Origin of the sequence: Sporolactobacillus shoreae, from assembly GCF_004684935.1 — a bacterium.
GTDB classification, from domain to species: domain Bacteria; phylum Bacillota; class Bacilli; order Bacillales; family Sporolactobacillaceae; genus Sporolactobacillus; species Sporolactobacillus shoreae.
This window is the reverse complement of record NZ_SRJD01000018.1, coordinates 1-14,665: the sequence shown is the minus strand read 5'-3', so window position 1 is coordinate 14,665 and position 14,665 is coordinate 1. Positions and strand designations below refer to the sequence as shown.

Annotated in this window: 13 protein-coding genes and 1 riboswitch; of the genes, 12 read left to right on the top strand and 1 reads right to left on the bottom strand. The window is 41.5% G+C overall.

Annotated elements, in window-relative coordinates; genetic code table 11:
* Positions 1-439 precede the first annotated feature (439 nt).
* Positions 440-550, bottom strand: a riboswitch (SAM riboswitch).
* A gap of 775 nt (positions 551-1,325) precedes the next feature.
* Complete coding sequence (locus tag E4665_RS13625; protein WP_135349355.1) at positions 1,326-2,669, top strand: helix-turn-helix domain-containing protein; 1,344 nt, start codon at positions 1,326-1,328, stop codon at positions 2,667-2,669.
* A 143-nt stretch (positions 2,670-2,812) separates the two neighbouring features.
* Here E4665_RS13625 and E4665_RS13620 read toward each other — a convergent pair whose 3' ends face one another.
* Entirely contained in the window at positions 2,813-4,000 is a 1,188-nt protein-coding gene (locus E4665_RS13620; protein WP_135349354.1) for a S53 family peptidase, read from the bottom strand.
* 297 nt (positions 4,001-4,297) lie between these two features.
* On the opposite strand from E4665_RS13620, the gene E4665_RS13615 reads away from it, so the two are divergent.
* The 11 genes from E4665_RS13615 (at position 4,298) to E4665_RS13565 (ending at position 14,460) form a co-directional block, all read left to right on the top strand.
* Positions 4,298-4,489, top strand: a complete 192-nt coding sequence (locus E4665_RS13615; protein ID WP_135349353.1) for a hypothetical protein — start codon at positions 4,298-4,300, stop codon at positions 4,487-4,489.
* 393 nt (positions 4,490-4,882) lie between these two features.
* Positions 4,883-5,836 (top strand): hypothetical protein, encoded by a 954-nt coding sequence (locus tag E4665_RS13610; protein ID WP_135349352.1) that lies wholly within the window; start codon positions 4,883-4,885, stop codon positions 5,834-5,836.
* Positions 5,837-6,520: 684 nt separating this feature from the next.
* Complete coding sequence (locus tag E4665_RS13605; RefSeq protein WP_135349351.1) at positions 6,521-6,952, top strand: hypothetical protein; 432 nt, start codon at positions 6,521-6,523, stop codon at positions 6,950-6,952.
* 432 nt (positions 6,953-7,384) lie between these two features.
* Complete coding sequence (locus E4665_RS13600) at positions 7,385-8,329, top strand: hypothetical protein (protein ID WP_135349350.1); 945 nt, start codon at positions 7,385-7,387, stop codon at positions 8,327-8,329.
* Positions 8,326-9,096, top strand: coding sequence for a hypothetical protein (locus E4665_RS13595; RefSeq protein WP_135349349.1), 771 nt, complete (start codon positions 8,326-8,328; stop codon positions 9,094-9,096). Before E4665_RS13600 ends, E4665_RS13595 begins: the two co-directional genes overlap by 4 nt.
* Before the next feature lie 22 nt (positions 9,097-9,118).
* Positions 9,119-9,901, top strand: coding sequence for a hypothetical protein (locus E4665_RS13590; RefSeq protein WP_135349348.1), 783 nt, complete (start codon positions 9,119-9,121; stop codon positions 9,899-9,901).
* A complete protein-coding gene (locus tag E4665_RS13585; RefSeq protein WP_135349347.1) occupies positions 9,888-10,688 on the top strand; it encodes a hypothetical protein in 801 nt (266 codons plus the stop codon). The genes E4665_RS13590 and E4665_RS13585 overlap by 14 nt, the downstream gene beginning before the upstream one ends.
* On the top strand, positions 10,685-11,494 hold the full coding sequence (locus tag E4665_RS13580) for a hypothetical protein (RefSeq protein ID WP_135349346.1): 810 nt from the start codon (positions 10,685-10,687) through the stop codon (positions 11,492-11,494). Before E4665_RS13585 ends, E4665_RS13580 begins: the two co-directional genes overlap by 4 nt.
* 11 nt (positions 11,495-11,505) lie before the next feature.
* Positions 11,506-12,174 carry an ATP-binding cassette domain-containing protein gene (locus E4665_RS13575; protein WP_135349345.1) on the top strand — a complete coding sequence of 223 codons (669 nt, stop codon included), beginning with the start codon at positions 11,506-11,508 and terminating at the stop codon, positions 12,172-12,174.
* A complete protein-coding gene (locus tag E4665_RS13570; RefSeq protein ID WP_135349344.1) occupies positions 12,171-12,686 on the top strand; it encodes a hypothetical protein in 516 nt (171 codons plus the stop codon). Before E4665_RS13575 ends, E4665_RS13570 begins: the two co-directional genes overlap by 4 nt.
* 544 nt (positions 12,687-13,230) lie before the next feature.
* Complete coding sequence (locus E4665_RS13565; RefSeq protein WP_241654882.1) at positions 13,231-14,460, top strand: MFS transporter; 1,230 nt, start codon at positions 13,231-13,233, stop codon at positions 14,458-14,460.
* Positions 14,461-14,665 lie beyond the last annotated feature (205 nt).

Genomic DNA, 14,665 nt, shown 5'->3' with positions numbered 1-14,665 from the left:
GCTGTTTTTTAACGAAAGGCTTTGTTAAACTTGTCCGTTGTTTTTCAGCTCCAGGCGCTCGCTTTCCGCGGGCAATCCGTGAGCCTCCTCGCTCGGGACCCTCGCTGCGGGGTCTCACTTGGTTCGCTGATCCAGCAGGAGTCTCGCGCCTTCCGCTCCAATCAACGGAGTGGCAAAATCAACAATGAATTTAAAGAGAGCCTAACGAAAACGGCCAGCTCAGCTGGTTTTTTATTTTTTTCAATTCGGATCGTTTTGATTCTTTTTTCATGGGAGGTTTTAACAAGTTCCTCCGATGTCTTTCCTACTGACCTATCGATCATTTAATTGAAAATCTGAAAACCGATTTCTTTTTTGGTGTATTTTCCGTTCACCCTCCTTTTGATTATGGAACGAAAAAAAAACAAGCCGCAGAAGATGAGAGGCCCGTTCCTGTTTCTTCTCATCTTTTGAGCGCATCGCTGCGCTCCTGGAATTGACACCATACACATTGAAAAGTGCTGGTTGTCGGGCTTCATAGGGCCAGTCCCTCCGCCACTCTGGATAAGAAATTCTGCTGATTCAATTGTTGCTATTAATAATAAGCAACCATACCGTGCGTGTCAATACTTTTTTTAAGTCACCTATTTTCTTACCGGTTGGAATAATCAAACTGATTCCGGCTATTGCTTCCGTGATCCGAGGTGGATAAGGAAACGAAAAGTGGTCCATGCAATTTTTTGACTTATGCTGACTAAGCCAGTATGAATTTTAATTCATTTTTTTCTAATATCTTTCAGGGAATGTTACAATGATCTGTACAGATTTAAAAAATGATTTGGATGTTTTCGTAAATTGTGTTGTTTTAGAACAGCAGGATGTAACAGAGAAAAGTCTATAATAATGATAGATTTAATCATCCATATCAGTGTTGGAAATTTATATTGATCAAACAAAAAGACACCTTCAAACTTTGAGGTGTCAAAAAATTGGTAAAAATATATTGATCAACTTCTATGAATAATACTGATGTGTGCGGTACAAATTTGCTTTTTGTCGGCTTTGACTCATTACAAAGAACTGATTGCGGGACCACCAGGCCACACAGGATCTGCTACCGATGCTTGATCAGTTACGCTTATAACACTAACAGCAACGAGTAAGAGTAACAATAGGGAAAAAATTAATTTTTTCAAAACAATCTCTCCTTATTTGTTAACTATATTTGATATAATTGACTGTACTCACATTTTACTATTATGTCAATAATAGATTATAGATAAGATGCTAAGTAAATATTAAAAAATATATAATAAAACATTGAACACAGAATAGGAGTTAGAGACATGGAGTATATCCAAAATATTAAACGTATCCGAAAAGGATTAGGGTTAACACAACAGGAATTGGCTGGACCGGGTTTAAGCAGAAGCATGATTAGTTTGATCGAAAGTGGGAGGAGCGTTCCATCACTAAAAACGCTGCAGTTAATTGCGGATAAACTAGGCGTCCCCGTTAAGAACCTAGTAGATGATGATTCGAGTAATAAGCATGAAGAAAAAGTGATAATCAGTGATGAAATCATCAAGAAAAGAATATCGGTTTGTCATGCACTTCTTGAGGCGAAGAAGCTGAATGAGGCAGAGAAACTTTTATCAGAGACGGCTAAGTTAACGGAGAACAATGTTTTCTCCCGCGGACTTGTTCTAAAGGAACAAGGTGCGATCGCTCTCGAACGGGAGGACTTTACTAACGCCATTCAATCCCTCGAAGAGGCCTTGTTATATTTAACACCTGACTATATGCAGGAGCTGATAGAAACGCATTGTCAACTCGCCGAAGCCTATCGTTATACTAAAAATTATGTACAGGCTATTGAAAATGCCTTATACGGGGAAATTTTGACTCAGACGAAACAATTGAAAATAGATCCCTTGCTTCAACTTCGACTGTACTTTAATCTGGCTTATTGTTATTCCCGAAGAAAAGAGTTTGGCAGGGCGCTCGATGTGATTGATCAGGCAATAAAAATAATGAAAGACACCAGAGCTGCCCTTCTCAGCGGGGAATTCTATATGCTTAAAGGATTGTCGGAGATGTATTTGGGAAACCATGAAGCGGCATTAAAATCGGATGAGGCGGCTCTTACACTTTTTCAGGGAAATGAAGATGAAGTGAGTCATCAACGAATCATCGGATGCCTCGTCAATATGGGGATTGCCTACCGTTCATTGAGAAGGTTTCACCAGTCTTACACAGTACTTATCAGAAGCTACAGAATGATGGAAAAGGATCAGTCTCCGGCTTCCTTAAAAAATGTCATTTTTGAACTATCCTTAACCTTGTGTTACCTTGGAAAATACGATGAGGCACAGGATTTGATTGGGGAGGGATTAGATCTCCTAACCGATGAAGATTCAATGGATGGAAAACTGAATTATGTTGGGGCTTTAATTTATTACCGTCAAAATGATCTGAAAACTGCAGAGGGTATTATTGATAAGGCTTATATTTTACTGGACAGCGATCCCTATTGGCAGGGAAAATGCCTTAAGCTGAAAGGAATGATTCTCTCTAAAAAAGGTAACAGTTCTGACGCTTATAAGACGGTAGATGAGGCGTTGGGTTCTCAATTGGAAGGGCAGAATAAGATTTATTCAATTGATAGCGAGTTAATAGCTGATCATTGATTCTTTTGATACATTAGTTTAAAGGCCATGATTCTTTTTAGCAGATTAAAGAACCGGAGATTTTTTTATCCGGTTCTTTAATTTTTCTCGAACAAAATTGGCACTAGCACAATGAGAGATTAACACTTGTCACTAACAGTTTTTTAATAAGTGCTTAAAAGAGGGATTAATTGATTTGCGGTCGGGCTACCAATCCCTGTTACTTCATCGTAACCAGGTCCGGCACTGTAACCGTTGCTTCCCGTCGTAATATCGTGAAAGTCGGTTGAATAGCCGCTGCTTCCTGTTGATCCGGCGATGCTATAAATAGCGCTTAATGCTTGTGCACTCGACAAAGGCTGCAGGCGTCCCTCATCTGCTAATGCGATTAATGCGCCCCATGCCGGAGCACTGAAACTCGTTCCTCCAACTTGAAACCATCCCGACTGCCCCTGATCCGGTGTGCTTGTATAAACATAGACCCCGGTATTTGGATCAGCGTCGAAGGCCACGTCCGGAATCCCTCTATGAGATCCAACCACGGTTGACCAAAGTGCCTGAAAGCTTGGAATGCTTTCATAAGTACTTGCTGCACCTCCGGACCCGGACCATGCAGATTCACTGCTGTAGGCCCCGTTAGTTCCGAGATATAAAGATGTTCCTCCGACGGAGACGACATTGGGCGAGGCAGCAGGCCAGGAACTGCCTTCACCGTTGTCGCCTGAAGAGGCCAAATAAGCGATGCCACTGTGGTTAAAATGACTGTCATAGGAGGCTTCAGAAGAAAATTCGGATCCTCCCCAGCTGTTTGAGACAACGGTTGCACCGTTGGCCGTTGCATAATCAATACCTGCGAGCAAATTAGTCAGGGATGCTGATTTTGTCGCGACCACTAATATTTTTGCATCTGGAGCAAGCGCGTGAGCCCATTCGGCATCCAGTGATGTTTCGAGGGCCCATCCGCCATTGGTGCTTGGTTTTCCCTGCGGATATGCGACTTCGATGTTTGCGCTTGGCAGGCCAAACTGCTGATCAAAGGTATTCAAATCAGCCTGGATCGTCGGACTCCCATAGGCATCGACAACCGCAATTGTTTGTCCCGCTCCTGTTCCGTTTAATAAATTAATGCCATAAGCACTTTTGATCTGCGATGGAGAGTAAACATTAGAAACCACTCTTGGCTTTATGCCCGATGAAATGTGCTTAAAATGCAATGGATGATGGGCGGTCCATCCGCTGGGTAATGAAGGTGATGGTGCTGTTTTCGCACTCGCTAAAATAGGTGTCGCGGCAAACAGAGACAGAGAAACGGCTAGGATCATGACTCCAAATTTCCTGAAAAATAGTTTCATCTTTTTCCTCCTCGCGAGTTAATTGATTTAATCTGTTCCTGGGGGAACAAATTATAGAAATAACAATAGCATCATGATGATGCAAAGTCTGTCGAATAGAGGGTGACAAGTTTCTAATATTCTATTAAGTTAATAAAACTATCTCTTTTTTACTAAGCAGAATAACTTACTTCATTATATCAGCTAAAATATTGATAATTTATTTGAATGATTGGGCGTGATATTATTAATGCTATATTGGATGGTTAAAAATATAACGGCAATTCACAACATGATTTGAATGAAGAGAATTGAATGATGAAGGTTAAGCTTATTACTCATATCAGTCCACCGGAATTCGAAAGGGACATGAATATTTGGTTGAGCAATATTGACGGCGATCTTATCTCCATCGGATTCAATACGGCTCATTGCGGAACAAAAGAACTGTATTCTGTTCCAATCTATAAATCGGTAATAGATGCTTCGGACCAAATAGAAGAGACTTAAAGTGAGAATACTTAACGGTTGCGGATCATTCAATATTGAGGGCAATATTACGTTCGAATAATCTCTTTGTCGAAAAATATATCGATAAAAATACTTTTAAAAGTAAATATTGTGAATTATATTAACTATATAAACACCCTGCTCACTGAGATCTTTCTATTTCCCGTAATGGATTTTAAGGAAGAAATTTGATCAACACAATGTAAACAGGTTTTATGGGACGAAGTTAAGTTAAGTGAAGTGGATTCGCAGGAAAACCATAATGAATCTGTGAGAAAAAATCTATAAATATCTGAAAATATGAAATTTAATATCTATACTGAAAATATTGAGAGTCCAAAAAGAGTAAAGCACGAGGGTAAATTTTATTAGGAGTGCTTTAGGAGGCAATCTATGAAGAAGTGGATTCCAATCGTAGTGATTACTTTACTTGTTCTTGTTTTAGCGGGCATTAAGATTTATTCCACTTATCCTGAAGCGGTAACTTCATTGTTTCATATCGATGAAGGAGCTAATAGTCCCAGCAGCGTCAGCAATGGGACCAACAAAGGAACTGTAACAATGAGTAAACACAGGGACTCATCGAAAGAGAGTACCTTTCCCTTTAATACGGAGAGTGATAAGCAACTCGCGAAGAAATACCCTGATAAATTTAGCATCGTCAATAAAATGTATTATTCCTGGGACTATATTCATAATGCACAGGGTAGTTATCGATGGGGTCATTCCCAGGAAGATATGTCACAAGCTAAATTTTATGTAGATTTTGATAAGAACGAAAATCGTGTCACCAATGAGCAATATGCGAGCGGGAAAATTGTTGAAACAACGAATCTCTTATTCGATAAAAATGCAGCGATCATTGAGAGGCCGGAGCAAAAGATATATGCGAAGGATACACCCGAGAGAAAAGTATGGCATAGTGACGAAGAATTCAAAAATAACTACATTGGTTCGTATAATCAAATGGTTACCAGTAGTGAATGGTTTACTCTACTCTCTAATAATTATCCAAACTGGAGTTATGAAGAAGGAACACAGTTTGGCATGCCCGTTTATAAAATCAAAGGGACCATCCCAAGCAATATATCAGAAGATTTGCTAGGCCCTTTTACCATGGTGGTATCCAAAAGTACGGGCGCTTTGCTCGATTTGAAATGTTATGGTCAAAAAGATCGTGTGATCTTCTTTGTGACTTGCAAGAGTATAGAGATTAATAAAGGGCTTGATCCTAAAGTTTTTCACCTGAATTTAACTGGTAGTAAACAGGTCTCGACTAAGGAGTTTGGACAGACCAGCGTGAATAATGTGGACGGATCTAAATCCGGCGGGGTGAACACACCATGATGGTGATAAGATGTTCACCTGTGAGATTGAGTTTGTGTGGTTTTATCTTTTTGATTGTGAGTATCTTTACTATCATTCCAGTACTCGATGAATCGGAGATCACTTGATTCTGTGGCTAATTTGATAGTGGGCAATATGAGTACGCATGCGTTAACTTTTAAACGATTTATAACTTTTACATCAGTTTTGCCCCGATTGGCGAATCTTCTGGTTCTCGATTTTAATTGTTTCTCTATTCACCTTAGTGATAGCAGCGACCGGAATCTTGGCTCCAACAAGCACAACCAGAAGTAGAACGAACTATAGAACACATGAACGCCATAAAGTGCAGCTAATGAAATCAATTCCAATGCCCTATAGGTCGCTTTATATTTGTGCTCGGAATGGGTACAGGTACTGGCTTGTTTCACGCCACACACTTGACACTGATTGGAAAGCGAGGGAAAGATTTTAAGCAATAAGACGCTTCCGTAACTCCGCCGAGTTGTAGAAACCAAGGGTTGCGAATATATCAGCACTTCGGGTAAGTTTACTCATGCATCGACTGTGATGTTCCTGCTGTTGGGATTTTATAATATATATCATAAATAATGTCGGTTTTTGTAGAAATTTATTGTTTGATATGTTTAAAAATGAAATATATACTAAATATGTTAAAAATATTAAATTAAAGGAAGCGATAATGTGGTAATGGTTAAGAGAAAATTGTATGTGACTGTACTTGCTGTAGTAGTGATTTTGTCTGTGAGTTCATTGACTGCATTTGCCAGTAATTATACTGATACTTCTTTTAGTTACGGATTTGGGCCAGGTAGCACAACTCAATACACTGGTGACAGGTTAAAAACGAACAATACTTCAGCTTATATGAAATTGGAATCGATAAGTGGATCTGATCCGAATCCATCATATACTGCCTCAGTAGTTAAAAGTAGCTATTCTAATTTTTCGAAAACCTGGTACTATACTTTCAACCGTGCGAATATCAACCAAGGAAGATACCTTTCAAATTACGCCTTTGAAGACGCGGGTGAGGTTTATGTCCGAATTAAAGGAACGGCAAATTCTGTACATGGGTTTGGGGCATACGGCGTTTGGAGCCCAGATTCAATATAAAATGAATTAAAAGATGCATTCTTGTTAAATCTTTATTGCAATTATTAAAAAAGAGGGGTTCTCCTTGTTCCTATTGCCATATAAGATTGGAACTAAGGGGGGCCTCCTATTTATGCCAATAATAGATAATGTTTATTAGATTATGTCAACTGTGATTTATCTAAAAGCTTCTACAACTCTGTAAAGGATAATAATGTTGGTGAGACAAAATTGGTCGAAGTGACATACCCTTGAAAATCGTAAGATTTCTATTGTAAGAATAATTTTCTTGCTTACGCCAAGTTTCTATTTCATGTGCTATAATTTGTAACAAATATATAGAAAAAAGCGAATATATATAATTGAGTGTCTATACTGAAAATAATGATAATCCATGGAGAAAGGTAAAGCACAAGGGCAAGTTTTAGTAGAAGTGCTTTAGGAGGCGATCCTATGAAGAAATGGATTCCAATCGTAGTGATTACTTTACTTGCCCTTATTTTAGCAGGCATTAAGATTTATTCCACTTATCCTGAAGCGGTAACTTCGCTGTTTCATAACAACGAAGGAACGAATAGTCCCAGCAGCATCAACAAGGGAACTGTAACTAAGAGCAAACACAGGGATTCGTCGAAAGGAAGTACCTTTCCTTTTAATACGGAGAGTGATAAGCAACTCGCGAAGAAATATCCCGATAAGTTTAGCATCGTAAATAAGATGTATTACGCTTGGGACTATATTCATAATGCACAGGGAAGTTATCAATGGGGGCATTCTAAAGACGAAATGAATCAGATCAACTTTTATGTAGACTTTGATCATCACAAAAACCGAGCCACCAACAAGCAGTATGAGAATGGGAAGGTTGTAGAAACAACGGATGTTCTCTTCAATCGCGATTCAGCTCTTCTTAAGAGGCCTGAACAGAAAATATATACAAAGGATACACCCAAGAGAATAAGAGGACAAAGCGTCGGTGATTTCGAAGATCAATACATTGGCATGTTTAATCAAATGGTTACCAGCAGTGAATGGTGGAGTCTACTGTTCAGTAATTACACAAATTGGAACTATAAAGAGGGAACACAGTTTGGTATGCCTGTTTATCAAATCAAAGGGACAATTCCGAGCAACGTTTCTGAAGATTTACAAGGATCGTTTACGATGGTGGTATCTAAAAATACAGGTGCCCTGCTTGACTTGAAATGCTATGGTCAAAAAAATCGTGTGATTTTCTTTGTGACTATTGGAGGGATCCGGATTAATAAAGGGGTTGATCCTAAAGTTTTTCATTTAGACATCTCCGGTAACAAACAAGTTTCCTTTAAGGAATATATCGACCGAAGTGTAAACAGTACAAGTGCTCCTAAGCCGTCCGGTGGGGTGAACACACCATGATGGCGATCAGATATTTACCTGTGAAAATGACTGTGTTAGCCTTTATCTATTTTCTGGCTGTGGATGTATCCAGCACCTTGACGGCACCAAAGTGGGCGGGGAATTCGCTCTTCGATTATGTGGCCAATGTCCAGTGGGGCGGCAGTATGAGCGTTGAGGTGCTGCTACTGGGAATCCTTCCGTTCTTTGCTCTTGTCCTGCCTCAGCTTACGGATCGGTTTGAGAACCATCTTATGGTGGTCCGTATTCGGGATAAAGGTAAAGTATTAAATCAACTGGTTGTTTTGTCCGTTTGTTTTGCTGCCCTCTTAACATTGATCACGGCGGCAACAGGGATAATCGTTTCGCTGCTTGCGACAGGCCATCTGGTCAATCTTTGGGGATCACGGGAAGGCACGATCTATTTTCTGCTTGAAAATAAAGCCTACTTTCCTCTCTACATCTCTCATGTAACCAGCTTAAAGATCTGGATCTATCTACTCAGCACACGGTTTATGGCTATTTTATTTATAGCGGTTTTCATTCTTTTCCTGAAAATCGTGCTTAAGAAAAATGTCTATGTGTTTTTCTTGTCTTTATTGATCTTTGCTGGCGAGGGCCTGATCTCAGAAAGATTTCCGCTACTCTTGGAGCGGGTACGAATAACACTGGATACCTGGCTGTCGACAACCGACCAGTTGTTTCAGGTTATTTATTTTCTTTTGGGTGTTACAATTTTCTATTTCTTAAGCGTCAGGTTTTACAAATACAAAGAATTTTATCACTAATCAGTTGAAGGCGGTGGACAGAATGCTACGAATGGAAATACAGCGGGTGACCCGCAGGCCGATTTTCTGGTTCCTGATTTTAGTTGGTGCCCTTCTGGCGATATGGCCGGTTGTTCAGGTATGGCCGCAAATATCAAGCAGTGAAGATTATGCGTTCTATCCGGGCAGCCCGTATGTGATGTGGATGCCTTATAATATCGGTGATACGTATAATATTTTTATCTTAATTTTACCGTTGCTTGCCTCATTAGCCTATGCCGATGCGTACGCGGAAGATTTTAACTCAGGGTATATCAAAAATATTGTGACTAAGGTGAGCAAGAAGAAGTATTTGATGATCCGTTATGCCGTAAATTACTGTTTGGGAGGGACTGTTGTCGTTTTTCCACTGGTTCTCAATTTTTTAGGCCAGATGACATCATTCCCCTTAATTGAAAATAACTATTACTTTGGTATGATTTTGGTGCCCAATGGCAACTTTTTGCCGGATTTGAACTATCAACATCCTGTGCTTTACATACTGCTACGTCTCTTTTTGTTCTTCCTGCTGGGCGGAATACTGGCTTCAATCGGGCTCGCTTTTTCCACCGTTTTGAAAAATCGCTATATTGTCCTTGTGGTTCCTTTTCTGGCCTTTATGGGATTTGATCTTTTTACTTATACCTTTTTGGGCCAATATTCAATCTCAGGGCTGTTTCTTGAAAATGGTCCGGCAAACTGGGGCATTCCAACCTATTTAATTGTAGGGACTATTGGTACCTTCCTCTGGTATTATATTGTTGGTGATCGACATGAGACCATCTAGGCTTTTCCGGATTTCGGTTGGTGCATTGTTCTCACTTAGAAACGTTTGGCTCGGAGGAGGCATCTACTGCGCGTTTATCTTGACATGCTTAATGGCACTGGACAAGCAGGGTCCCGGTCCTCGAGGGCTGTTCGACCTGATAGCTGATCTGTATGGCCTCCATGGTAGCACGAATCAATTAATGTTTGTCTCGGTCGGTATCCCGATGATTGTGATTACGATGACACAATTAATGAAATTCAAGGATCGTGGATCCTTTCTGACCAAGATGAAATCGCGTTTTCAGATTTTTCATCTTTACGTCATCGCGGCAATCGTCTATTCAATCGTATTTACTGTCCTGATTTTATTGTTTTCTTGGGCAGTAGGCGGATTAATTGCTGGCTTTGGTAATACATGGTTACGTGCGGACGGATCAGTCAGCTGGCTGATCCATAATCCGCAGCGTTTTCAAAGTGTTTTGCCCCATCTTGCGACATACAAAGTAGTGGCAGCTCTATTTGTGACTAAGTTTTTAGGATTCTTGATGATTGCTTTTCTGACCCTTTTCTTGAAATGCTGGATTAAGAACGATGGGTTGATCCTGATTGTGCTTGTAATCCTTGCCGGTATTGAAATGTTTGGTCCTTTTCCTATATCATTTTTTATTACACCAGCAGTGCTGGTGCTCGAAAACTGGATCAATCCGATCAGCATCCTGTTTCATTGCGCCTATTTATTTATCGTTTCTCTTGCTTTGTATGGGATAACTGGAATGATTTATGAAAGAAGGGACTTTCTCTCATGATCTATTCCTTCTTCAGGCTTTTTTGGCGTGATGTCACATACAGCTTTTCCTATGGAAAATATAAGTACTTGATTTTTCTGGCCTATATGGCTGCTCTGGCGTATGCAATCAGTCTTCGGAATCAATCGATCGGAACGAATGGTTTGGATACATTCTTTTTACTGATGCGCGACAATGGTTACATAAAAACGCTCACGGATTATGTGATTCCCTATTATTGGGACTTCACTCAATTCTTCGCGCTCTTTTTAACAGCGGACTATCTCATTCATGATTTCCGGCAAAATCAACTGTATGTGCTGCTCAGATGCCAATCGAAGCGGCAGTATATTATGTCAAAAATTGTGTGGCTGATCATTCAGAATCTCGCGCTGTATCTCTGTTTGTTTGCGGCGGTCTATCTGGCTTCCGGCAGCGTGACCCACGATTTTTCGCTGAACGCTTCTTCATATTTCCATCAGTTTATTGAACCGATGATGCAATCCAAAGTATCTTCCGGGCTATTAGTGACGCGGCTGCTCATCGGCTTTATCGCGACAAGTACTGTATTGTCAAGCCTTCTGCTGCTTCTGATTCATTGGCTGCAACCAATCATCGCTTTTTTCTGTGTGGTTGTTCTCTGTACACTGTCAACCTTTCTGGACAGCAAATGGCTGCCGGCCATACACTCGATGATCCTGAAACAGGACATTTTTGATCTGGAACATCATCTGACGCTTGGCTTTTCTTTAGCGTATTCTGCCTGTCTCTTTCTGGCGGTCAGTACAGTCACCTTATATATCTGCAAGCAACGCGAATTATTATAGGAGGGTTCAGGATGGCAAACGAGATCTATTTGAAAGCGGAACACTTATCCAAAACCATAAAAAATCAAATGGTGCTTAAAGACATCAACCTGACTCTGGCGCGCGGTTTCATCTACGGTTTCAGAGGGAAAAACGGATCCGGGAAAACAATGCTTTTCAGAGCATTGAGCGGACTGATCCTGCCCACCGAGGGAACCGTTGAAGCAGGTGGAATCACTCTTGGGAAAGAGGCATCCTTCCCGCCGAGCGTCGGCGTGCTTATCGAATATCCTGGATTTTTAAACGGGTTTACGGGTTTCAAAAACTTAAAAATGTTGGCCGGAATTAAGGGCCTGATTGACGATGAACAAATAAAAGAATCAATTCGTCTGGTCGGATTGGACCCTGAGGATAAGCGGAGATATCGAAAATATTCATTAGGCATGAAGCAGCGCCTTGGCATTGCCCAGGCCATCATGGAGGATCCGGATCTGATTATTTTAGATGAACCGACCAATGCGCTGGATACGGATGGCATTGAAGAACTGAAGAAGTTACTGCTCGAGTTGAAAGATAAGAAAAAGTGTATCCTCATTGCCAGCCATGACAAGGAGGATCTGGATTATCTGTCCGATGAAATCTTCCAGATGGAGAGTGGCAAAATTATCGGTCACGAGATCAAGGAGGCTGCAGAGCCATGAGCAAGATGAAAATAGCTATCTTGGCCGTTCTCATTGTCGCTGCCGCGGTGTGGCTGGTCCGTGTCTATCAAGTGAATGAAGGGGTTGCGAAAAAATATCAGATCAGAACTTATCAAGTCGGCCAAAATGTTCCGTTTGGAAACGCGACGCTCAATGTCAAGAGTCTGACCTATGGCCGGTTGACCAATAACCATGGATTTAAGACGATCCCTGCGACGGTGACGATGCAAATTCGAAATACCTCAACTAAAAACATTTCTATATTGAAAATCGTTGAGGCGAAGCTCGCTTATGGTTTGGATTACTATCAAACGATGTCAGGAAACTTTAACAAAAGTGAACTGTTGCAATTACAACCTTCCCATTCAACGACGGTCATTCTAAGATTTTCAGTTAAGCCAAACCATAAAGGTGAGAGGCCCAAAATTTATTTTGATCAAAACCTGTATGCCCCACTTGTTTTGAAAGAGTATAAGAAGGGGATCAGATACGGCATTGGTGTGCAGTTTTAAAAAAGAGCGGACGAATCTGGTTATGCTTAGAGTGGGTAAATATAGTGGAGGAGCCTGTCATCGGATGGCTCCTCCTGTTTATTAATGCTGTTGGACGATGGAGGTAAAGCTGCTCCAGTCGGGGACTATTACTTAATCGATGCAGGAAAAAAGAAAATATATTTTTTGCTGAATTAATAAAAAACAAATAAATTTTACAAATTGAAGAAATGCAATGATAGATTATGATCAATATGTTATTATAATGATAACAAAAATGAATAGTTACGTAATCATAGAGAAGAGGATATCGGCCATCCGTGGCTGAACGATAGGATGTCGTCAAGGCAGATGATTCGACCTTTATAGGGAAGCTCGTGTATATTAACTTACAATGTTCACTTATTATGGTCGATATTCTTGCATTTGTTCTTTCAAGATTGATTGATGTGGATTACGGTAATGTTCATAAAAAGGAGATGGTCAAGTGACTGATGCTAAGGTTACAGAACGCGCGAAGTCGCGCCATATTGCCAGTAATATTCTAAAAGGTTCGCTGGGAAATATGATTGAGTGGTATGACTGGTACGTGTACGCGGCATTTGCCGTTTATTTCTCGACAGATTTCTTTCCGTCAGAGAACACAACATCACAGCTGCTGAACACGGCCGCCGTCTTTGCGATCGGCTTTTTGATGCGTCCGATTGGCAGCTTGATCATGGGACGTTATGCGGATCGTCACGGCCGCCGCGCGGCTTTGACACTTTCAATAATGATCATGGCGAGTGGCTCGCTCGTCATCGCAGCAACACCTAGTTTCCACACGATTGGCATTTTCGCACCGATTATTCTCGTCCTGGCCCGGCTGTTTCAAGGCTTGTCGCTCGGCGGCGAGTACGGCACATCCGCAACCTATCTTTCTGAAATGGCAAATAAAGGCCGGCGCGGTTTCTATTCCAGCTTCCAATATGTCACGCTGGTCGGCGGCCAGCTGGTCGCGCTGGGTGTTCAGATTATCCTTCAGCTGACGCTCAATGAGGCACAGCTCAACGCGTGGGGCTGGCGTATTCCGTTTGTGATCGGCGCCCTCGGGGCACTCGCCGTTCTCTGGCTGCGTTTGACTATGGATGAATCGGACCAGTTCAAGAAGATGTCCGGCAGTTCCAAGAAGAAAGCAGGAACACTGAAAGCGCTGATGCAGTATCCACGGGCAGTCCTGACGGTTGTCGGCCTGACACTCGGCGGAACCGTCGCTTTTTACACATACACCACGTATCTGCAGAAATTCATGATCAATTCTGTCGGGCTTGACAAGGAAGTGGTTACGTTGATTAACTTCTTTGCGCTGCTGATCTTCCTGATCCTGCAGCCGCTTGCCGGCCTTTTGTCTGATCATATTGGCCGCCGTCCATTGCTGTTTTTCTTCGGTATCTTCGGTACGGTCCTGACCGTGCCGCTGTTCCTGATCATGCGCTCATCGCACAGCGTGATCGCCGCATTCCTGCTAATGATGCTTGGACTAGTGATTGTCACCGGATATACGTCGATCAACGCGATCGTCAAAGCCGAATTGTTCCCTACCGAAATCCGGGCGCTCGGTGTCGGTCTTCCCTATGGCCTGACCGTAGCCATATTCGGTGGTACCGCTGAATTCATCGCGTTGTGGTTCAAGAGCATCGGTATTGAGACCTTATTTTTCTTCTATGTTGCCGCCTGTATCTTTGTCAGCCTGATTGTCTACTGGCGCATGCAGGAATCATCAAAAACGTCGTACATAGAGGCTGAGGAGAAGTAAGAGCCAACGTTAATCTTAAGAGATGAAAGAAAGAGCATCTGATCTGGACGAATGTCCGAATCGGATGCTTTTTATTAGTGTTATTGATGCCTGATTTTAGCCGAAAGTTGACGGGATTGCCTGTCCAATAAGTGCCAGCTATAATGTCCGTAGGACTTTATAGCTGGCATTTATTTTGCGAAAGGAAAAGGGTATCCCTTCACCG

What these genes read in the sequence shown, in the direction of transcription:
- E4665_RS13615 (WP_135349353.1), top strand. Translation starts at nt 4,298, where the DNA reads ATGAAGGTTAAGCTTATTACTCATATCAGTCCACCGGAATTCGAAAGG.
- E4665_RS13620 (WP_135349354.1), bottom strand. Translation starts at nt 4,000, where the DNA reads ATGAAACTATTTTTCAGGAAATTTGGAGTCATGATCCTAGCCGTTTCT.
- E4665_RS13595 (WP_135349349.1), top strand. Translation starts at nt 8,326, where the DNA reads ATGATGGCGATCAGATATTTACCTGTGAAAATGACTGTGTTAGCCTTT.
- E4665_RS13575 (WP_135349345.1), top strand. Translation starts at nt 11,506, where the DNA reads ATGGCAAACGAGATCTATTTGAAAGCGGAACACTTATCCAAAACCATA.
- E4665_RS13590 (WP_135349348.1), top strand. Translation starts at nt 9,119, where the DNA reads ATGCTACGAATGGAAATACAGCGGGTGACCCGCAGGCCGATTTTCTGG.
- E4665_RS13565 (WP_241654882.1), top strand. Translation starts at nt 13,231, where the DNA reads ATGATTGAGTGGTATGACTGGTACGTGTACGCGGCATTTGCCGTTTAT.
- E4665_RS13585 (WP_135349347.1), top strand. Translation starts at nt 9,888, where the DNA reads ATGAGACCATCTAGGCTTTTCCGGATTTCGGTTGGTGCATTGTTCTCA.
- E4665_RS13570 (WP_135349344.1), top strand. Translation starts at nt 12,171, where the DNA reads ATGAGCAAGATGAAAATAGCTATCTTGGCCGTTCTCATTGTCGCTGCC.
- E4665_RS13625 (WP_135349355.1), top strand. Translation starts at nt 1,326, where the DNA reads ATGGAGTATATCCAAAATATTAAACGTATCCGAAAAGGATTAGGGTTA.
- E4665_RS13580 (WP_135349346.1), top strand. Translation starts at nt 10,685, where the DNA reads ATGATCTATTCCTTCTTCAGGCTTTTTTGGCGTGATGTCACATACAGC.
- E4665_RS13600 (WP_135349350.1), top strand. Translation starts at nt 7,385, where the DNA reads ATGAAGAAATGGATTCCAATCGTAGTGATTACTTTACTTGCCCTTATT.
- E4665_RS13610 (WP_135349352.1), top strand. Translation starts at nt 4,883, where the DNA reads ATGAAGAAGTGGATTCCAATCGTAGTGATTACTTTACTTGTTCTTGTT.